This is a genomic window from Fusibacter sp., assembly GCF_057447755.1.
The window spans coordinates 1-19,432 of the sequence record NZ_JBVBZF010000034.1; the positions used below are offsets into that span (position 1 = coordinate 1).

Below are 19,432 nucleotides of genomic sequence, written 5' to 3' on the forward strand. Positions count from 1 at the left end.
GACTCACAAGCTCCCTTTATCCTTTGTCCGATTTGGCGGTATGACCTGCCTGTTCTTCAAGTCAGGTACCTTTATGAGTTATGATGATGTTAAGGATTGTGACACCGTAAAATATGGCGAATTTTTTAGAAAAATGCTAAATGAAGGCGTCTTGTTACCACCAGCCCAATTCGAAGGATGGTTCCTCTCAGAGGCTCATACTATGCAAGATGTGGAGATTTTAATTTCAAAAACAAAAAATGTTCTCCTATCAATGTATCAAGCCTAGATTTCACTAAACATTTGAACTTACTTTAAACGATTGAGAAATTACTTTTATATAGGAGTAATTTCTTTTTTTTATGCAAATCTATTTGCAATCCCCCTTCAGATAAGTTTCATTTAATAAGAAATTTTAACTTTTAAAAAAAACGTTGCATAAGGTCTAAATATATGATATTAATATATGTGTTTGAAAAGTTATACAATTTTAAAACAAAATTGGACCGCATGATTGCATCATGTGAATTTAGAAAAGAGGTGTTTCATGACAAACAGTTTTAACCCAATATTAGATACTTATGCTAAAGGAAAAATTGATACCATTAATTTTGATATGGATTTTGATAAAATTTCAATAGATATAACACGACACGAATTTGATGATAATGCTCAGATTGTCTTCGAAGATGTTAAAGCCTTTTATTTTATTGATCACGATTTGATCACCGAACTCGAGCTTTCTGATAAAAATTTGAATGTGATTTCTTATGATACGCTTGGATTTGGTGAATTTACTGCTGTTGATGCACGTTCAACGGATGATTTATTTGTCTCAATCCCAAATTTTGCAGTCAATATCAATAATTCCTCACTATATATTGATGCACATCGTATTCGCATCAATGACAAGGAATACTCAGTTAAATATTAAACTTATACTAGAGCTTTCAGACCCACTGTTTGAAATGCTCTTTTTTTATTTCTGTTTTTATTATAAAATTAGGGTATAATAATTTTAGAATCTTATCATAGGGGGCGCATTCATGAATAGTGAAATTGTCATTTCTTTAAAGGATATACTCTTATTTGTACTATGGGGACTTTTAGTCGTGATCTTTACATATTTGATCTTAATACTCGCTAAAGGCCACAAAATAATTAAAGCCATTAACAATGTCGTTGAAGATAACCGCGTTAAAATTGATGCAACTTTAGATGTTGTTCCAGATTTAACCAAAAACATTGAAGTCATTACCGGTGAATTTGCCCATGACGTCAGCGCTTTTAGGGGAACGGTTGACAATGTCGCTGAAACAACTGAATCTGTAACGGAAACCTTAAAAGATAATCAGTCTTTTATGGATGGCATTGCCTCATTTATGCATACGGTGGCCATTGGCAAGGCAATTTACGATAAATTCTTTGGGGAAAAACTGGAAAAAGTAAAAGAGGTCGTAAAAGAGACTGAAGAAGAACTCAAAAATTTATAATCTGTGTTTTCAACGATTGTATATAGTTTAATTATTTTATTATAACCATTCGCTTTTTGAAGATTCTCTCGTTTTTTACTACATTTGTTGACTTATGGAAATTTTTAAGATATTATTAATCTATGGAAATGTTTAAAATTGTCTCAGGAGGTTTACAATGAAATCAACAGGTATTGTAAGAAAAGTCGATGAGCTTGGTAGAGTGGTTATTCCAATCGAATTAAGACGTACACTCAACATCGGCGAGAAAGATGCTCTCGAAATATTCACAGAAGGTGAAACAATCATCCTTAAGAAATACGAGCCAGCTTGTATTTTCTGTGGTCAAGCGAAAGGTGTTAAGAACATCAAGGGTAAGAACATCTGTCCAGCTTGTGTGGATGAAATCAGAGTATTATAGTTTAAAACCTTAATTTACTCATCGTAGCTTATTCGCTGTAAAAATAAAGCCAACGCAATTGCGTTGGCTTTACATATTGTATAGATCATTTATTCTTATCGCAAGAATTTTCAACATGCAAGGGACTAGTCCTCTTGTATGGAAATCGCATAGACTTCTGATTTTTTAACGCCCTTTTCCTTGGCTACCCTTTTAATGGCTTCTTTCTTGTCGAGGCCCTCTTCAATATAGTGGCTCAGTAAGCCTTCCACAGATAAGCTCTCCACAAGGCTATCTCCCTTAGGAGCCTCTTCGTGACTGCCTTCTATTAACAAAACGATTTCACCCTTTACTTCTTCTTGGTCAAGGTTGGTCATTAGGGTCGTTAGGGACCCTCTTTTATATTCCTCATATCGCTTGGTCAGCTCTCTGGCAATAACGGCATTCCTATCACCAAATACATCGTAAATGGCCTTGAGTGTTGCTTTGATGCGGTGAGGTGACTCATAAAATATCAAAGTCCCCTTTTCATATTGGATACTCTCCAGATAGAGTTTTCTCGTCTTTTTGTCTCGATCTAGAAAGCCTTCAAAAATAAAGCGCGACGTGTCTAAACCAGAACCCACAAGTGCCGTTGTAAAGGCAGTCACACCCGGGATAATTTCGAACTCATAGCCTTGCTCTATGCAAAGCTTTATGATATCGTGACCTGGATCAGAAATACCTGGCATGCCAGCATCAGTCACAAGTGCTACCATGTCACCTGCATCAAGCTTATTTAGAATTTCAGCGCCCTTGGTCTGTTTATTATGCTCATGATAAGAGTAAAGTGGTTTTTTTATGTCAAAATGATTGAGCAATTTCAAGCTATGTCGCGTGTCTTCTGCGAAAACCACATCACAGGTTTGTAAAATCCTCATTGCTCTGTAGGTTATATCTTCTAGATTACCAATTGGTGTGCCACAAATGTATAGCTTGCCTCTCATTTTCAATCTCCTCAGCAAATCCATTAGATGGATTCAAAAACAGTGATATTTTCATTGCCGTATATCTCATATATTTCCTTTGTGTAATCCCCTTGGTCTGTCCTTACGATCAGTGGATCATGAAATTTAAGATCCGGCCTCCCGCCTTTTGCACATCGGATTAGAAAGATATTGGGCTTTTTATGTGCATAAGGCTGAATCATTCTAATTTCCTTGGGTTCAAGCTTGTATTGCTTACACAAGTAAATTAGATCTGCCAGTCGGTTAGGGCGATGAATCATGTAAAGATTTCCCCCTTGCTTCAAAAGCTTACTTGCGTTTGAAATGATGTCTTCAAGTGTACATAGCACCTCATGTCTTGAGATGGCTTTTTTATCAGATGGGTTTTTAATGCCACCTTCTGTACTCATGTAAGGCGGATTGCTCACAATTGTATCAATAGACCCTTTTTCAAAATGTTCAAGGGCATCCTTAAGGTTGGCTTCGATGACCTCAATTCGATCCTCTAAATGATTGAGCTTAATACTACGCCTTGCCATGTCAGCTACTTCAGGCTGCACTTCAAAGGCCGATAAGTGATCAAACTCGGCTTTACCTGCAAGTAATATTGGAATAATGCCTGTTCCCGTACCAAACTCGACGATTTTATGGGTCCTCTTGACCTTAACAAAATGACTTAGAAGAACGGCATCTATCCCAAAGCAAAATCCATTTGGATCTTGAATAATGCTCAATCCATTTAGTTGTAAATCGTCCACTCGCTCATGGGCCAAGACCAAATTGTGATCTATTCTATTCATACACAAACACTCCTTATAATACAGAAAAGAGCTTTGATGGGATTGCCACAAAGCTCTCTTTAAGTACTAGTCTTCCAATTTTTTTAATGCCGCAAAATCAACAGGCTCAGAATCTGGTACCACACTTGAATTTGAATGGCTATTGCTACGATTGACTTCAATCACTTTGATGTCCGTCTTTCCATATGCAACGATGTCTTCACTTAACTCCTCGTGCGGGCTTGTTTTAACAATATGTCTCACCTTAACTTGCTCAAGAAGGATGTTGGTATCAACAACATATGCGTTGCCATCCGGCGTTTTAACTTTATCGCCCCTGTTTGGCATACCAATTCTTATTTGAACATAGGTATCGTATTCGTATTTTAGACAACACATTAATCTTCCGCAAAGGCCAGATATTTTCACAGGATTCAATGACAAGTTTTGGTCTTTTGCCATTTTTATAGAAACCGGTGCAAAATCTCCTAACCAGCTGCCACAGCAGATTTCTCTACCACATGGGCCAAGTCCCTTTACCATCTTTGACTCATCCCTAACACCAATTTGTCTTAGTTCAATTCGCGTTCTGAAAATCGCTGCAAGATCTTTTACGAGCTCTCTAAAGTCAATTCTGCCATCTGCTGTAAAGTAGAAAATCACCTTGTTATTGTCAAATGTATATTCCACATCGATCAATTTCATGTCTAATTGGTGCAAGTGAATCTTTTCAAGGCAAACATCGAAGGCCTCTTTTGCTTTTTTCTTGTTGTTTGTATGAATTTCGTCATCCTCTGGTGTTGAAATTCTTAGAACAGGCTTTAATGGACTGATGATTTGCTCCTCAGTAATTTCTCTTTTACCAATAACGCACTCACCATATTCTACACCACGGGCTGTTTCCACAATCACATGATCGTTTTGATTAACGTCTACTTGACCTGGATCAAAATAATAAATTTTGCCAGCTTTTTTAAATCTCACACCTACGACAGTGATCATTTACGCCTCCTATTGTATACATTTGAACAACAATTGGTCAATTGTCAGTTCAAAGTTCATATTATTTTTAAGTTTTGATTCAACATCATCTATAATAAAGATCAGCTCAACGAGCTTTTCGGTTTTAAAGCTCCTCGTCAACTTTTCAAGTTGGTCTCTATAGTCCAGTATAGTGAAATTTTCTGAATTTATCAATTGTAGATTTTCTGTCTCTCTGAAGATCATCACATCTCTCAGTATTTTAGAGACTCTATTAATGACAATCTGAAAACGCTGCTTGTCTTCCTTTGCATATAGGGCAAATTCAAAGACGCGATTTACATCTTTAAATTCTATGCTCTTGACGAACTCAATGGCCTTATCCAGGATTTCCTGTTCAATTTCAAGGCCCTTTTCTTCAAGTTCATGATAAAACTGAATCACTTGACACCTTGAAACTACTGTCTCTAAAATTGCCTCTAAATTATGAGTCATAAAGATAAAAAGAGCGTATTCAGGTGGTTCTTCTAAAGTCTTGAGAATTCGATTTTGCGCTCTAGGCGTCATGAGATCCAAATCTTTAAAAATGACAATCTTAAAATCGCTTTCAAAGGGTTTAATGTAGATATACTCTTGAAAGGCTTCAACCTGTGCATTTTTAATTGAACTGCCGTCCGGAACGACGATCATAAGATCCGGATGATTACTGGAATTTATTTTTAAACATGACGAACAGGAATCACAGCCAGTGTGTTCCTGTTTGCATAGTACCAACTTTGCAATTTCTGTTGAAAACGCCAAGTCATCCGTTCCTGAAAAGATATAACTATGTGACAGCTTACCTTTTAAAATAGCTTTCTCTAAAAAAAGCCTCTGTGTTTGATATTGCATTCTATTGCCCTTTACATTTTAATATATTTTTCGACATCCACTACAAAAACTGTAGCACCACCCACTGTAATTTCAAGTGGCATCCCCATTACAGAGTTGTCACCGAGCAAAGAAGTGGTTGTGGTAATCTCTTTTCGCGTTTGGCTTGTTTCTTCAATAATCGCCAGTGCCGCATCCACACGTTCCTTAGGTGTCCCAATGATCAATGTTGTATTTCCAGACTTTAAAAAGCCTCCTGTTGAAGCCAATTTAGTGACACCAAAATCTGCTTGAGTCAATTGTTTAACGAGTGCATGTGCATCCTCATCATGGATAATTGCAATAATCAATTTCATAAATATGCCTCCTCTCAAAAGCAACTTCTATTGATTATTATACCACAATTCTGAACTTTAATTCACTTTACCAATCTTATTGAGAGGCATAAATCTAAAAACGACCTTACCAATCATGTCCTCTTTTGAAATTAATCCAATGTCTCTACTATCATAGCTTACGTTTCTATTGTCACCCATGCAAAAGTACATGCCCTCTGGGATTTTTTCATAGTAAGCGGATTTGGTCGTCACCGTATAAATATAAGGTTCATTTAAAATCTCACCATTGACGGTTACTACGCCGTCCTTAACTTCAATGCTGTCACCAGGGCCTGCAATTACCCTCTTAATAAGGTTTTTGCGCTCACCTTCATGATGCAATAACTTTTGAATAAAGTTCAAACTGTCGATATCGCGAGCCGACAAGGTAAGATCCGATTTAAAGGAAACGATATCGCCGTTGTGAATTTCCGCCTTCTTCACTAAAAAAAGCATGTCTTTTTCAACCAAGGTCGAAAACATCGAAGTGTTGTAAACAGTTGTTGTTGCAAAAAAGTAGTTGTAAACCAAAAATATAACCAGTGTTACGACAATTGCTTGTCCCCATTCCAGTAATTCTTTTTTAAATTTATCCATATTGTCAATCTTGAGGGTTACCCAAGTCTCCTTTCAAGTATCGTTAGTTGTGTTAACTCTTCCTTAAGCAATTGTTTTAATAGATCAATTGTTTCTTGAGTTATAAGTTCACCGGGAACACAAATTGGAATACCCGGCGGATATGGTGTTAAAAATTCTACACTGACTTCTCCAACAGCATCTTCCACTGCCACAATCTTATGGGGTTTTCGCTTGACCTCATAAGGCATATAGACTTGGTGGTCCAAACTGACAATTTGCTCATACTGTTTTTTATATTGAAATAGGCCACCCGCGTTTGACTGGTCTAAAACTAAAGTCTCTTTGTTCAATACTTTGTTCTTAAAGGTTTGTATCCTCTGCTGGTCCAATTCAAGTAGGGCTTCTTCAAGCGCTTTAAAATCTGCCAAATCGCTGCATATGCTGGACATAAATAGAAGCATTGTCTTTGTCTCGTACTCCACTTGAATACGATACTGGTCTCTAAGTCTTGTGGATATGACCTCGCCATCCCAAGAACCCGATTCATAATAAGCAGGATTAACCATTAAAACGAGTTTACTCGGATCTTTTTTCAAATCAGTTTGATAGAAGGACATGGTTTTCAAGTCTTTGGTAAGGTCATAAAATTCATTTGTGGCTTCTATAAGCCTTTGAGACCATGCATTCCCCTTTTCCAAAATCAGGGTCATCATGACATCGACAGATGCCATTAGAACATAAGACGGACTACTGGATTGAAATGTCTTAAGACAATCATCCACTTGCTTTATAATACGCAAGCCCATCTCAGTCTGAAAAAGGTGTTTTCCATAGTGCAAACAAGCCGTCTGCGTCAGCGCCGGTAAGGTTTTATGAAAACTTTGAACCACAATATCTGCCCCCAAATCCAATGCTGACTCAGGATAATCAGAATTCAATTTAAAATGAGCACCATGTGCTTCATCCACCAATACCAAAATATTGCGTTCATGACAAAATGAAATGATAGGTTCAATAGACATGCAAATGCCTTCATAGGTAGGATAGGTTAAGATAACGGCCTTTATATCAGGAGATTTGACAATCATCTCCTTTATCTTATTCAAATCATAGTCCGTGACAATACCCAGATAATCGTCATATTCTGGTAAATAATAATGAGGTCTGAGCTTGGCGAACTCAACTGCATTGTATATAGACTTATGTGCATTTCTATTTAGGAGAACATGATCACCTTCATCAAGACTACCAATGATCATACTTAAGATTCCAACAGTGCTTCCGTTGATTAAGACTCTAGAGTCTCCAGAACCATAAAACGAAGCAATTGTCTTTTGAGTTTCTAAAATACAGGATTTTGGGTCATGAAGATGGTCTGCTTTCGGAATCTCAGTAATATCTAAGTTTACGAGGTTTTCTAGTTTTTTTATAAAATCAGGATGCCTCTTGTGTCCAGGCATATAGAATGAATGTAATTCCTCTTCTTCAATTTCTCGAAGTGTCTCTAATAATCTCATTTTTTTGCCTTTCTTGGGTTTACATCCGCTTTTTGAGGCCCTTTACTTTTAAAGTCAGACATCTTTTGAACATTTTTTAATTTGTCCTTATAAAATTTTCGATCTCTAAAGAGATCCCCTAGCGCAAAAAAAGCCACTCCCATGAAAAAAAGAATGATTGCGCCAATTAAAATCCAGTCTAAAACAGACATTTTTAACCTCAGTGTTTGTGTTTTTGCAATAAATTGCTATAATAATTCTAACACATTAGAATGCGTGTTTCATCAAACAAATGTAAACTTTTTAAAATAACACTGAAAGGCAGGTGATTTCTCACCTGAAGGTGATTTTATTATGAATTTATCTCAGAAAATAAAAAAAGTAACGCCATCCTTTACAATCGGCATCAGTACTAAAGTCAAAGCACTTAAGGCTGAGGGCAAAGTCATCGTCGATTTGAGCATAGGAGAACCTGATTTTTTTACACCTGAAAAAGCAAAACATGAAGGTGTTGAAGCCATTAATCGTAACGCGTCTAAATACGATGTGGTTCCCGGATTAATGCCCCTACGACAAGCCATTGTCAAAAAACTGGAAGTTGAAAACAAGGTCCGCTACAATGTGTCGGATATTGTCGTTTCATCAGGCGCCAAACATGCCATCACCAACACCTTGCTTGCCATTCTTGATCCGGGTGACGAGGTCATCGTACCAAAGCCATATTGGACAAGTTATCCTGAAATGATCAAACTCTGTGGCGGTGTCCCAGTACTTGTTGACACAAAGATCGAAAACCAGTTCAAGCTAACTGTGGAAGAGCTCAAAGCTTCGATGACACCTAAGACCAAGATGCTGCTCATCAACAATCCCTCTAATCCAACCGGCGCGGTTTACACCAGATCAGAACTTGAGCCCCTTGTAGAGCATTGTATTGACCAAGAAATCTTTATCTTGGCAGATGAAATCTACGAGCGCATTTGTTATACGGATGATTTCACTTCAATTCCATCCTTATCAGAGGCTGCAAAGGCAATCACGATTGTGGTTAACGGCCTTTCAAAATCAGCTGCAATGACAGGATGGCGAATTGGCTACACTGCTTCATCACCTGAAATTGCAGGTGCCATCTCTATGATCCAAGGCCACTTGGTATCACACCCGAGCATGGTCTCTCAATGGGCAGGTGCAGCCGCACTTACGGATTGTCTTGAAGACATGTCAAACATGGTTTCAGAATATAAATCAAGGAGAGATACCCTTGTAAAACAGCTTGGTCAAATGGAAAACATTTCATTTATACAGCCAGATGGCGCCTTCTATCTCTTTATAGATTTGTCTTATTATAAAGATAAAATTGCATTCGAGGATAGTTTTTCATTAAAGGTTTGTGATGATTTACTCTTAAATTATGACCTTGCAGTTGTTCCTGGAATCGCATTTGGCAATGATGCTTGTATTCGATTATCCTACGCAACACAGCTCAGTCTTGTGCAAGAGGGGCTAAGACGAATAGAAACCTACTTGTCACAGTTTTAGAAACTCTGATTAAATTCAATTTATTCCCTTTAACTGGCAGACTTACTAGAAAGGACTTACAATGCTTCATTTTAGATCACATCAGCTCTTGAAAACATCAAAGTCTAAGAATAGAAGACTCCTGTTTGCTTTTATAATCCTGTTTTTTATTGGTTTAGTGATTCTACCAAGTCATACGATAAAAAGCCTCATGATAATTCTATTCCCCTTTGAGTATTTTTTTCTAAAATCAAAAGCCATACAACTAACACCTAAACTACTTTCATTTAAAACCGACACTTTAGAAACCGCTAAATTAATCTGCGATACCGATTTAATCGTTAAGGATTTAGGCCAATATATAGATGCGTCAAAAGCGATCATTACACATTTTGAGACGGTGGATCTTAATGTTTCAGTGGATAGCCCTGCATTTGAAAATACTTTGAAGCGAAAAAATATAAGCAAATTACTTCAAACGGCTTTATTGTGCTCGCATAAAGATGATCGCCTTGTCCCTAGCCAAAGTCAAATTTCATCCTACTTTCCACTAGATGAAGGGGCGTTGGATTTGCAGTGGCCAAAGTTAAGAGCTTGGCAAAGGGAAAGCATCTGGTTAACACAGCATCAGGAAACCAAAACCCACATGACGCAACTCATGTGCATGGGAGATGTAGATCGACTTCTTGAACGCTGTACCCATGTGCTCACACAAAATGGGATCGACATCCTCAAAAAAGAACACGTCGCCAAGATTATTGCTTCTGAACACAAACATGGCCATGCCCTTGAAAGAGTCTGGGGATATGCCTTTAAAATTGATTCAAAGGACAACCAAAGTGAGGAAATTCCAAATGATCTGATCTATATCGGTGCCATAAGCGTTTTTGCACCTTTAATGGCATCTGAAACCTTAAATGCTTTAGAGTATCCACAGGAACCTTCCTTAACCTATCGTTATAAAGTAATTGCCTTTTCCCAAGAATCACCTATATATGTGACCTCTATTGTTAAGGCTTTGAATCTTATCAAGGATGATCGCAGACTACTCGATCAAAATAAGTTGATGACTTATTCAAACAAGACGCTTGAACCTGTGCTGGAGCGTTACGGTTTTTTTAGTCGAATGGATGATGATCAAAAATATCGAATTTTGACACTTTATCGTAAAAAAAATCAGAAACTTCTGAAGGCAACTGAAAGTGATAGTACCTTAAATCGTTTGGAGACTTCACTTTTTGAATTCTCCACAGACCAAGCCTATCATGAAAAACTCTATAATAGGGCATTCCTTGAAAGTCAAAATCTCGAAAATCGCTTTTATAAGTTGGGGGCATTCGTGTTCACCATGCACCTTATCGAGTTAATCGCTTTCAACTTTACCAAAACAGCATCACCCTATATGCTTTTAATCATGAATCTTATGATATCAAGCATCCTAGGAATATCTTTATTTGTCGAGGCTGTTGAATTAAATAGTATTTCTGTCTCAAAAGAGAAGACCATGAACATAAAATCTAAACCAAAATCTACCTACAAACATATCCTTGTCTATGGTATTTTAATCGGTATATATTGTCTGATCAATCAAAGCCAGTTTACAGTAGTCCCTTTTGTGGGACTAACGATCGTTGGTACGGCCTTTATACTTCAAAACCAGAAATCTATTTCTCTAAGGCAAATTGCCCTTAAAAAAACACCTTTAAATGCAGCATCTGGGCTACTTATTCTCTTGTTTTTAGGACTTGCATCTTGGGAAATGAAATCACAATTCGATGCAAATACACTAATGAAACTCCTTGCATTTTCATTTACACCTATGATTTTGCATGACTTAATCAAATTGACTAAAGCTTATGTCCATAAATTTTCGGCGGTGATCAAGTCCTGATTTTTTCTCAGTCCAAGTCTTGCTCTCAGTCCAAGTTTTGCTCTCAGTTTTAGTCTTGCTCTCAGGTTTAGTCACTTTTGTATTCAAAAGACGCATTGAAAAATCAGCCTTAGACATAAGCATGAATTGTAGTCAAACATTTATTTAAAGTTTAAAGCACATCTAATGCCTTTTTCTTATACGCCATAGCAGTAAACCCTTGTGTGTTTACAATTTACTTCTAAGGTAAAAACCAAGAAAACGACATTGATGTGCTTTTTTTATTTAATGAGGGTCTGATTACCCATATATCCCTGTAGTACTTTTGGAATGGTGATGCTCCCATCTTCATTTTGGTAATTCTCTAAAATCGCGGCTAGAGTTCTACCGACTGCCAATCCCGATCCATTTAAAGTGTGAACATAACGGACTCTTTTACTCTCCGATTCTCTAAATCTGATATTGGCTCTTCTCGCTTGATAATCCTCAAAATTTGAACAACTGGATATTTCTTTATACCCCTTGTAGCTTGGAAGCCATACTTCAATATCGTATGTTTTTACTGCACTGAAGCCCACATCACCACCGCAAAGCCTAATGACTCTATAGGGTAAGGCCAAGCGCTTTAGGACTTCTTCTGCAGCAGATGTCAATTGTTCAAGTGCTTGACTGGAATGCTCTGGCCTAACGAAATTGACGAGTTCCACCTTGTTGAATTGATACTGTCTGATCACACCCTTGGCATCTTTTCCTGCCTCATTTCTAAAACAAGGTGTATAGGCTACGTGTTTAATCGGTAGTTTTTGCTCGTCTAAAATTTCATGCCTATACATATTTGTCACAGGAACTTCACCAGTTGGAATCAAAAAATAATCCTTGGAAGGTATGTGAAACATATCCTCTTCAAATTTTGGCAATTGTCCTGTACCTATCATAGCTTGTCGATTTACCATAAAGGGTGGTAATATCTCATGGTAATGGTGCACATCTGTATGTAGATCCAGCATGAAGTTAATAAGTGCTCTTTCCAGTCTAGCACCTTGACCTTTTAGTATGGTAAAATGTGTCCCTGTTATTTTTGTCGCTCTTTCAAAATCTAAAATATCTAAATCAGAACCCAAGGCCCAATGGGTCTTGACCTCAAAGTCAAACTGCCTTGGCTCACCCCATTTTCGAATTTCAAGATTGGCGTTTTCATCTAGCCCTAAAGGGGTATCTGGTAGCAATGTGTTGGGAATTTCTAATAATATCGCAATTATTTCATCATCTAAAGCCTTAACTTGACCATCCAATATTTTGATTTCGTCGGATAGGGCTCTCATCTCTTTAAAAAGTTCCAAAGTGTCTTTACCACTACTCTTCAACCTTGGAATTTCTTTGTTAATTTTATTTTGATCTTGTTTCATTTCTTCAACTTTAAGGATAATTGATCTTCTCGTTTCATCGAGATTCTTAACTCTATGTAACCCATAGTCACCTTTACCTCTAAGGCGTAAGAGTCTTTCTACTTCCTCATAATTGTTTCTGATTTTTTTTACGTCTAACATGAATACCTCCACATTGCCATTTCATAAGATTGGTCCAATAAGCTTTCAAGGCCCTCCTATTAAAAAAACTTCTCAAGTCCTGTAAAGGGCGAGAAGTTTTGTATTAAACCAATGCTGCTAAATTTGCTCAAATAAATCGTGTTTCTTAAGGATATTAAAAATTTTATTGTCAATTCGATACATTTCAAGATTTAACTTCTTCATTGGCATTTTAATTGTTTTTGAAATTTGCTTTGGCAATTCCATTTGACAATCAATACCATATCGCATTCTAAAAATTTGCTCGGCTCTTTCATCAAAAATAGCTTCCTCCAAAATGATCTGGAGTTTTTCATTAACCAAAGTCATTAATTTAACATCAATAGAAACAGGTTCATTAACCGCCATCTTATTCTCTCTTTCTTAAAAATTGATACATTTCTTTTGATTTTTCTACGTAAGCCTTATCTTTTGAATTCAATATTTTTATGTTCTCTTCTTCAGACTCATTTTCTCTATCATTTAAGAGCTCAAGTGCATGAAGAACATTTTTTAACTGACTGGCAGTACCAAAATTGCCATCAAAGATTTCAACTTTATGCCCATAGTAGTCTTCAATAAAGGCTTTTAAGAAAATATAATGGGTACACCCTAAAACGATGCCTTCAATGTGGTCTTCAATTTGGTCCAAATAAAAGGCCACGGTTTCCTTGATATATTCTTCATCATGCATATGATTTTCAACGACATCAACAAGTTTTGGTGCGGGCATTTTAATGATTCGATGTGCATCCTCGAAAGAATGTAGCAAATTGTTAAATTTCTCTTCTTTAAGTGTCATTTCGGTTGCCAAAACTACAATGGCACCCTTTGTTCCTACAATTGCAGGTTTAATTGCAGGCTCCATTCCAATTATAGGGATATTGTATTGGCCTCTTAATTTATCAACAGCTGCACTTGTTGCTGTATTACAAGCAATTACAATTGCCTTCACACCTTCATTTTCAATAAGATAATCACATATATTTTTTGATAACTCATAGACCACTTCCTTTGACTTAACACCATAAGGGGCATTCCCAGAGTCACCATAATAAACAATCGATTCATTTGGTAAGAGCTTATGAATTTCATAAAGTACAGAAATACCACCAAGTCCTGAATCAAAGATACCAATTCTACTTTGTCTATTCAATCCATCACCACCATGTCTAAAATCACTCCAATTATACCATAAATCATTACAATTTTCATCCTGTACTCTTAGCTTAGACACTTCATTTCAACGCCCAATAAAATAGCGCTTTATTATTTGAATTTTCTGAATTTATGTCATTTTTAATGATGTCTAATGATATAATATATCAATAGCACTAATTTTTTAGTTATTTTGGGGGGATTATGATGTTAAAAATACTACTGTTTATCTCTTGGCTTATCACAATTGGGCTTTTGATTTACATCTTTAGATCACAAAGACAAGTACAAAAAATTCAAAAGGGCATTGTGAACGCAAAATCTGGTGATTTTACAAAAAAAATTAGAAATGACAAAAGTGGTTTAGATCAAAAAATTACGGAAGAGTTCAACGTATTAATTGATCATGTTCGAAAATTTATTTCAGAAGTGGATGCAAATGGCGAAAAAATTGATCAAAGCTCTCACTTTATCACGGATTACACTCGAGATATAAAAACACGCCTAAGTGCAAGTGCAGATGAACTGGATGACCTATCAAAGCAATTTGAAACTCAGGCCTATACCATTCAGAAAACAAATACCAAATCAAATGAAATGGTAGATCAATTCAAAGTTATTTTAGAGAGTACAGATGTGGCCACTACCCAGACCAGACAAACCTTAAAGATCATTACAGATAACATCAATATTTTCGACATGCTAGGCGAACTCGTTGATCAAAATATGGAAATCAGTCAAAAAATTAATCACTATATGAGTGAATTGGAGAACAAGGTGGGGGAGATTAGCAATATCGCCTCAACCGTGCGCAATATCAGCGATAATACAAATATGCTTGCATTAAACGCTTCAATAGAAGCTGCTCGTGCTGGTGAAGCCGGAGCTGGATTTGCGGTTGTCGCACAAGAGGTTAAAAAACTCGCAGATGAATCTGCTGTACATGCCACTGAGATTGAACATGTCATTGGCAACATTAGATCTGATGTAAAACACATTTCAAACAGTGTCGTTGAGAGCACTGCCAGCATGGAAAAAACACAAACAACCTCTCAAAATGCAAAGGCAGAGTTTTTGAAAACCCTAGATCAAACTAAAAAATCTGTGGCCTATATTGATTCTATATTAGAAATGACAAAGAGCGAAAATGAAAAAATTCTTGAGATTGAAAAGCTCATGGCAGAGGCCAATGCCTTCTTAGAAAATGCAACAGCCTCTATTCAAGAAAGCACAAGTAACATTCAAGAAGAATCCCAACTCGTGGAGGAGATTTTCGTTCATCTTCAAAAATTAACTGAAATGACCTCTAGTATACAAAGACTTACAGCTGAATTTTCAAAGGGTTTCACCTATACACCTGAAATCAAAAATTACGTTCAAGATGGTATCAAGCTCCTTGAATCTATTGCTAGTACATCAGATATTCAAAATATGACGCGCACCTATTGCGACAAAGCACTTTCTGATGTCTTTAACAAACACAAAATATTTGAAAGCATAACCGTTTTCGACTTAAATGGTGACACCATTGGTATCGGCATTGATCCGGCCTTATACGATGAATCTTTATATACAAACTTTGCACATCGGCCATATTTTATAGAGGCTATCAAGGGAAAACCATACACTTCCAATCCTTATATTTCAACTGATACCTACAATTATTGTATTGCAATCGCAGTTCCAATCACCACGTCAGGTAAAATTAAGGGTGTTTTAATGGCAGATCTTTATTTAGGCTAAGGTTTCCATTTGAAAAATAAGCCATACTCCGTTACAATAGAATTATCTTATTTTATTGACTAAGGAGTTTTAAATGTCATCAGCACGAATTGATTGTCACAAATGCAAATATTACTATGTTACATGGGATCCAAACAATCCCCATGGTTGTCGACAATTTGGCTTTAAATCAAAGCAATTGCCATCTGTAGTCGTTTATAAAAGTTCGGGCAATCCATGCAATGGATTCGAAGCAAAACACATAAAAAAATGAGTTATCGCAATTGGTTAATTGCAATAACTCATTTTATTTATTTTTTTGTGCCTTCTAAAGCAAGATCACCAAAACTTATCCATCCTTTTTTACGCATCCATTCACTAACCCCAAGTGAAAGAATTGCCGGCATAATAAAATGCATTAAGCCAATAAGCAATAGTAAGCTGCCAGTACTATGCGTTTCTCCCATAGCCGCAAACGTCCCAAATTGACCTACTAAGCCACTTGTTCCCATTCCAGCACCTATACTATTACTTTCAAGATGAAGGACTGCTGTGCTAACTGGACCCAATATTGCACTGGCAATTATAGGTGGAATCCACACCTTGGGATTCCTAATGATATTTGGCACTTGAAGCATTGAAGTCCCCAATCCCTGAGCAATAAAACCGCCAATGCCATTTTCTCTATAGCTAATACATGCAAATCCAATCATTTGACAACAACATCCAACCAAGGAAGCACCTGCCGCTACACCTGATAAGCCTAGAGAAATCGCAAGTGCGGCACTACTAATAGGTAGGGTCAAAACAATTCCCATAATAACTGCCACGATAATCCCCATTGGTATTGGCTGTAATTCTGTGGCTGTGTTAATGATTGCACCAAGTGCCTTCATCAATGAAGCAATCACTGGACTGAGGGTTAAACCTACTATACCTCCTACTATTATGGTCAGAGCAGGTACGACGACAATATCAACCTTGGTCTTACCCGATATGAGTTTTGAAAACTCTGCTGCAATAAGGCCCGAAACAAAGGCACCCATTGGTTCACCAATGGCAATCAGCATTTGACCAGCTTCATTTACCTTAATACTGCCAGCGCCTATTGTGCCAGCAACGATTGATGCAAATATCCCAAGTGGAGAAGCGCCGACACTATAGGCAACGGCCGCACCAATTGCAGGTCCCATCATTACTTGTGCTGCCTTTCCAAAGGTAACCAGCTGTTGAATACCAACTAAATCTCCAACCTGTTTAAGTATCAAACCAATGATTAAGGATGCAAACAAACCCAATGCCATACCATTGAGCGTTTTAATTAAATAATTTCTGATTTTCATATTTCCTCCCAAAACTTTCATACATGTGATGTCACTGAATGTTGACAACTGTCTTGTCACTCTAGCTTAAAAAAATTTAAAGTTCCTTTATAAAACCCTTTTCAAATAATTCAGCCTTAATTAAAGTGAATATTTTCTCACTTGGCACTTCGATTGTATGAATATGAGCACCATCCGTTAATAAGGAAAGTGGCTTGGCATTCGTCTCTTCAACACTTTTTATAAATCGATTAACATCATCCATATTCGATATTAATAAGGTTCCTACAATTTCGCCATAAACAGGATGCTCTACTATGACATCTATAACCTTGCCACCATACTCCACGATAATCTTTAATTCCTCTTCCATTCTATCAAAGCCCTTGTGCTCCGATACAAAGGTTTTAATCAACCTATTTTGACGATGAATTTTTGGTATCATATAGCCATTTGAAGTCGCTAAAATATTATAACCTTCTGCACGTAAGATTGCAATATCCTGAACAATTACTTGTCTTGAAACCTCAAAAATTGATGCAAGCTCTGTTCCAGTTACTGGGTCTGAACAAGCATTTAGTTTTTCAATAAGCATTTTTCGTCTGTTATCTGACATGGTTGTCCCCTCGTCCTTTTATTTAAATTGAGCCATTTCATAATGAAATGGCTCAATTGGGTTTTTAACTATTTCATTTGATGTTTAATGTTGTAATTAGACGCACTAATATGCTTTGTCAGTGCTTTTTTAGAATTTTCTGGATCATGTTCTTTTAAGGCTTTTAAAATTTCTCTATGTTCCTCTAGGGCAAACTCAATTCTACCCTCAGCTTTTAGAGAATTATTTCTAGACTGTCTAATGAACAATTGAAAATCCTTTAAAACACCTTCTAAGTAGCGACTTTTAGTAGCTTGATAAAGGGTCTCGTGAAATCTTGTATTAAGTTCAAAAATTTTCTCAACATCTTTTTTAGAAGTATAAAACTCCATTAAATCAAAAATTTCCTGTAATTCTTTTATTTCTGAATCATTAATACGTTCAGCAGCCCACTGTCCAACTAATCCTTCAATACACAATCTAATCATTAAGATATCGTCAATATCTTCAGTGGTGATGCCCTTAACGACAACGCCTCGGTTTGGAATGTTATCTACTAAACCATCAAGCTCTAATTGTTTAAGTGCTTCTCTTACAGGCGTACGACTAACGCCCAGTTCATCAGCCAGTTTAATCTCAACTAATTTATCACCAGGAATATATCTACCATTTAAGATGTCTTCTCTGATTCTTTCAAAAATTAACGACGTCAGTGATTTGTTTTCTTTCTTCTGATCAAAAAGATCCATTTCATCCTCCAAGATAATCTATTCTATATCATTCTATACAGATTTTTGGATAGTGTCAAATTATTTGAAACCACTTATTTTTAATGAATTTCAAAACCTCAAATCCTTCATTTTTCAACTATTGAGCGATTTTAATTTGACTTTTTTTTACAAAGACTTCAATCAGCCCTAAGCAAGCTATCATCACCATTCCTATACCCATTTCAACTGGAAAAACACTATATCTGTCAATTAAATACCCCAAAATAGGTTGCAAGATTATGACACCTACATTGCCAATTAAACTATTGAAGGAAATTATAGTTGCCCTATAATCTGAAGGAATATTCTTGTTGATATACTTACTAAAAACAGGATTTCCAAGTCCTCTTGTAATTTGCTGTAGAAAAATAAAGACGAAACTAATGCCAATCGGGAATATTCCAAGCAGCAAATAAGATATGGCAACTAATCCACCTACCCAAAGCATAGAATATGGTTTTGTCTTTTCAATAAAAAAATCAACGCGTTTTGCTGAAAAACCAGCAACTATATTAAATAGAAAGAAAATAATACCAAAATATTTTACATCAATTCCCGTTGATTGCATATGGGGCTGATAGAACGGATAAGCCATCCTCATAAAAATAAAAGTAATAGAACTAAATAATACGACATTTAAAACCTTACGATTGCCGATTACCAATTTTGCACTATTCTTTATTATTTGTCCATACTTTTTATCCAAGTGATTTTTATATTCATGCTGTTTAGGCTCTGTAAAAGTAAATGCCACTACTAAAGATATGGCAATAAAGCCAATAGAAATTATAAAGGGCAAGTAGATATTATAAGTGTAAACAAAACCTGCTAGGAGTGATCCCAGGGCTGATGCATATAGAAAGTAAGATCTTGCTTTACCAACAATCGTTTGAAATTCACTCTCTCTATGACTTAGCTTTAAGCTATCATATAAAATTGCTGTTTCTGCACCTGATTTAAAGGTCATACCTATGGAGAAAATGATTTCTCCTATTA

Annotated in this window: 21 protein-coding genes and 1 pseudogene; 8 read left to right on the plus strand and 14 right to left on the minus strand. The window is 36.5% G+C overall.

What is annotated here, in order from left to right:
- From AC220I_RS07485 to AC220I_RS07500, 4 genes and pseudogenes are all read left to right on the plus strand, one after another.
- A pseudogene (locus tag AC220I_RS07485) lies at nt 1–268 on the plus strand (hypothetical protein); the annotation flags it as partial.
- A gap of 258 nt (nt 269–526) precedes the next feature.
- Nucleotides 527–913, plus strand: a complete 387-nt coding sequence (locus AC220I_RS07490; protein WP_486723191.1) for a YxiG family protein — start codon at nt 527–529, stop codon at nt 911–913.
- A gap of 112 nt (nt 914–1,025) precedes the next feature.
- Complete coding sequence (locus AC220I_RS07495; protein ID WP_486723192.1) at nt 1,026–1,472, plus strand: hypothetical protein; 447 nt, start codon at nt 1,026–1,028, stop codon at nt 1,470–1,472.
- A 157-nt stretch (nt 1,473–1,629) separates the two neighbouring features.
- Nucleotides 1,630–1,872, plus strand: coding sequence for an AbrB/MazE/SpoVT family DNA-binding domain-containing protein (locus tag AC220I_RS07500; protein WP_486723193.1), 243 nt, complete (start codon nt 1,630–1,632; stop codon nt 1,870–1,872).
- A 125-nt stretch (nt 1,873–1,997) separates the two neighbouring features.
- Here AC220I_RS07500 and rsmI read toward each other — a convergent pair whose 3' ends face one another.
- The 7 genes from rsmI to AC220I_RS07535 all read right to left on the minus strand — a co-directional run bounded on the left by rsmI (nt 1,998) and on the right by AC220I_RS07535 (nt 7,940).
- Nucleotides 1,998–2,837 carry a 16S rRNA (cytidine(1402)-2'-O)-methyltransferase gene (gene rsmI / locus AC220I_RS07505; protein ID WP_486723194.1) on the minus strand — a complete coding sequence of 280 codons (840 nt, stop codon included), beginning with the start codon at nt 2,835–2,837 and terminating at the stop codon, nt 1,998–2,000.
- A 23-nt stretch (nt 2,838–2,860) separates the two neighbouring features.
- Nucleotides 2,861–3,637: a tRNA1(Val) (adenine(37)-N6)-methyltransferase gene (locus AC220I_RS07510; RefSeq protein WP_486723195.1), complete on the minus strand. Its 777-nt coding sequence runs from the start codon at nt 3,635–3,637 to the stop codon at nt 2,861–2,863.
- Nucleotides 3,638–3,703: 66 nt separating this feature from the next.
- Nucleotides 3,704–4,618: a PSP1 domain-containing protein gene (locus tag AC220I_RS07515; protein ID WP_486723196.1), complete on the minus strand. Its 915-nt coding sequence runs from the start codon at nt 4,616–4,618 to the stop codon at nt 3,704–3,706.
- Between the two features lie 9 nt (nt 4,619–4,627).
- Complete coding sequence (locus AC220I_RS07520) at nt 4,628–5,488, minus strand: DNA polymerase III subunit (RefSeq protein WP_486723197.1); 861 nt, start codon at nt 5,486–5,488, stop codon at nt 4,628–4,630.
- 11 nt (nt 5,489–5,499) lie between these two features.
- Nucleotides 5,500–5,823: a cyclic-di-AMP receptor gene (locus AC220I_RS07525; RefSeq protein ID WP_486723198.1), complete on the minus strand. Its 324-nt coding sequence runs from the start codon at nt 5,821–5,823 to the stop codon at nt 5,500–5,502.
- 57 nt (nt 5,824–5,880) lie between these two features.
- Nucleotides 5,881–6,441, minus strand: a complete 561-nt coding sequence (gene lepB / locus AC220I_RS07530) for a signal peptidase I (protein WP_486723199.1) — start codon at nt 6,439–6,441, stop codon at nt 5,881–5,883.
- A gap of 17 nt (nt 6,442–6,458) precedes the next feature.
- Entirely contained in the window at nt 6,459–7,940 is a 1,482-nt protein-coding gene (locus AC220I_RS07535) for an aminotransferase class I/II-fold pyridoxal phosphate-dependent enzyme (RefSeq protein WP_486723200.1), read from the minus strand.
- Nucleotides 7,941–8,273: 333 nt separating this feature from the next.
- Between AC220I_RS07535 and AC220I_RS07540 the strand changes: the two genes are divergently transcribed.
- The gene (locus tag AC220I_RS07540; protein WP_486723201.1) at nt 8,274–9,455 is read left to right on the plus strand and encodes a pyridoxal phosphate-dependent aminotransferase; all 1,182 of its coding nucleotides are present in this window, start codon (nt 8,274–8,276) and stop codon (nt 9,453–9,455) included.
- A gap of 190 nt (nt 9,456–9,645) precedes the next feature.
- Nucleotides 9,646–11,325: a hypothetical protein gene (locus tag AC220I_RS07545; protein ID WP_486723202.1), complete on the plus strand. Its 1,680-nt coding sequence runs from the start codon at nt 9,646–9,648 to the stop codon at nt 11,323–11,325.
- A gap of 260 nt (nt 11,326–11,585) precedes the next feature.
- Here AC220I_RS07545 and serS read toward each other — a convergent pair whose 3' ends face one another.
- The 3 genes from serS to murI all read right to left on the minus strand — a co-directional run bounded on the left by serS (nt 11,586) and on the right by murI (nt 14,106).
- Nucleotides 11,586–12,851, minus strand: coding sequence for a serine--tRNA ligase (gene serS / locus AC220I_RS07550; RefSeq protein ID WP_486723203.1), 1,266 nt, complete (start codon nt 12,849–12,851; stop codon nt 11,586–11,588).
- 117 nt (nt 12,852–12,968) lie between these two features.
- Nucleotides 12,969–13,238: a hypothetical protein gene (locus tag AC220I_RS07555; RefSeq protein WP_486723204.1), complete on the minus strand. Its 270-nt coding sequence runs from the start codon at nt 13,236–13,238 to the stop codon at nt 12,969–12,971.
- A gap of 1 nt (nt 13,239) precedes the next feature.
- A complete protein-coding gene (murI, locus tag AC220I_RS07560) occupies nt 13,240–14,106 on the minus strand; it encodes a glutamate racemase (RefSeq protein ID WP_486723205.1) in 867 nt (288 codons plus the stop codon).
- A 125-nt stretch (nt 14,107–14,231) separates the two neighbouring features.
- Between murI and AC220I_RS07565 the strand changes: the two genes are divergently transcribed.
- Complete coding sequence (locus AC220I_RS07565) at nt 14,232–15,770, plus strand: methyl-accepting chemotaxis protein (protein ID WP_486723206.1); 1,539 nt, start codon at nt 14,232–14,234, stop codon at nt 15,768–15,770.
- Between the two features lie 73 nt (nt 15,771–15,843).
- Nucleotides 15,844–16,023 (plus strand): uracil-DNA glycosylase, encoded by a 180-nt coding sequence (locus tag AC220I_RS07570; protein WP_486723207.1) that lies wholly within the window; start codon nt 15,844–15,846, stop codon nt 16,021–16,023.
- A 37-nt stretch (nt 16,024–16,060) separates the two neighbouring features.
- Here the strand turns inward: AC220I_RS07570 and AC220I_RS07575 are convergent, their stop codons facing one another.
- The 4 genes from AC220I_RS07575 to AC220I_RS07590 form a co-directional block, all read right to left on the minus strand.
- Entirely contained in the window at nt 16,061–17,092 is a 1,032-nt protein-coding gene (locus AC220I_RS07575; RefSeq protein ID WP_486723208.1) for a PTS sugar transporter subunit IIC, read from the minus strand.
- 76 nt (nt 17,093–17,168) lie between these two features.
- Entirely contained in the window at nt 17,169–17,687 is a 519-nt protein-coding gene (locus AC220I_RS07580; protein ID WP_486723209.1) for a 3H domain-containing protein, read from the minus strand.
- A 68-nt stretch (nt 17,688–17,755) separates the two neighbouring features.
- Nucleotides 17,756–18,415, minus strand: coding sequence for a GntR family transcriptional regulator (locus tag AC220I_RS07585; protein WP_486723210.1), 660 nt, complete (start codon nt 18,413–18,415; stop codon nt 17,756–17,758).
- 118 nt (nt 18,416–18,533) lie between these two features.
- A partial coding sequence (locus tag AC220I_RS07590; RefSeq protein WP_486723211.1) for an MFS transporter occupies nt 18,534–19,432 on the minus strand: 899 nt, incomplete at its 5' end.

Bases quoted from the DNA above. Each gene is read 5' to 3' on its own strand.
- AC220I_RS07490 (WP_486723191.1), top strand. From the start codon at position 527: ATGACAAACAGTTTTAACCCAATATTAGATACTTATGCTAAAGGAAAA.
- AC220I_RS07495 (WP_486723192.1), top strand. From the start codon at position 1,026: ATGAATAGTGAAATTGTCATTTCTTTAAAGGATATACTCTTATTTGTA.
- AC220I_RS07500 (WP_486723193.1), top strand. From the start codon at position 1,630: ATGAAATCAACAGGTATTGTAAGAAAAGTCGATGAGCTTGGTAGAGTG.
- rsmI (WP_486723194.1), bottom strand. From the start codon at position 2,837: ATGAGAGGCAAGCTATACATTTGTGGCACACCAATTGGTAATCTAGAA.
- AC220I_RS07510 (WP_486723195.1), bottom strand. From the start codon at position 3,637: ATGAATAGAATAGATCACAATTTGGTCTTGGCCCATGAGCGAGTGGAC.
- AC220I_RS07515 (WP_486723196.1), bottom strand. From the start codon at position 4,618: ATGATCACTGTCGTAGGTGTGAGATTTAAAAAAGCTGGCAAAATTTAT.
- AC220I_RS07520 (WP_486723197.1), bottom strand. From the start codon at position 5,488: ATGCAATATCAAACACAGAGGCTTTTTTTAGAGAAAGCTATTTTAAAA.
- AC220I_RS07525 (WP_486723198.1), bottom strand. From the start codon at position 5,823: ATGAAATTGATTATTGCAATTATCCATGATGAGGATGCACATGCACTC.
- lepB (WP_486723199.1), bottom strand. From the start codon at position 6,441: ATGGATAAATTTAAAAAAGAATTACTGGAATGGGGACAAGCAATTGTC.
- AC220I_RS07535 (WP_486723200.1), bottom strand. From the start codon at position 7,940: ATGAGATTATTAGAGACACTTCGAGAAATTGAAGAAGAGGAATTACAT.
- AC220I_RS07540 (WP_486723201.1), top strand. From the start codon at position 8,274: ATGAATTTATCTCAGAAAATAAAAAAAGTAACGCCATCCTTTACAATC.
- AC220I_RS07545 (WP_486723202.1), top strand. From the start codon at position 9,646: ATGATAATTCTATTCCCCTTTGAGTATTTTTTTCTAAAATCAAAAGCC.
- serS (WP_486723203.1), bottom strand. From the start codon at position 12,851: ATGTTAGACGTAAAAAAAATCAGAAACAATTATGAGGAAGTAGAAAGA.
- AC220I_RS07555 (WP_486723204.1), bottom strand. From the start codon at position 13,238: ATGGCGGTTAATGAACCTGTTTCTATTGATGTTAAATTAATGACTTTG.
- AC220I_RS07565 (WP_486723206.1), top strand. From the start codon at position 14,232: ATGATGTTAAAAATACTACTGTTTATCTCTTGGCTTATCACAATTGGG.
- AC220I_RS07570 (WP_486723207.1), top strand. From the start codon at position 15,844: ATGTCATCAGCACGAATTGATTGTCACAAATGCAAATATTACTATGTT.
- AC220I_RS07575 (WP_486723208.1), bottom strand. From the start codon at position 17,092: ATGAAAATCAGAAATTATTTAATTAAAACGCTCAATGGTATGGCATTG.
- AC220I_RS07580 (WP_486723209.1), bottom strand. From the start codon at position 17,687: ATGTCAGATAACAGACGAAAAATGCTTATTGAAAAACTAAATGCTTGT.
- AC220I_RS07585 (WP_486723210.1), bottom strand. From the start codon at position 18,415: ATGGATCTTTTTGATCAGAAGAAAGAAAACAAATCACTGACGTCGTTA.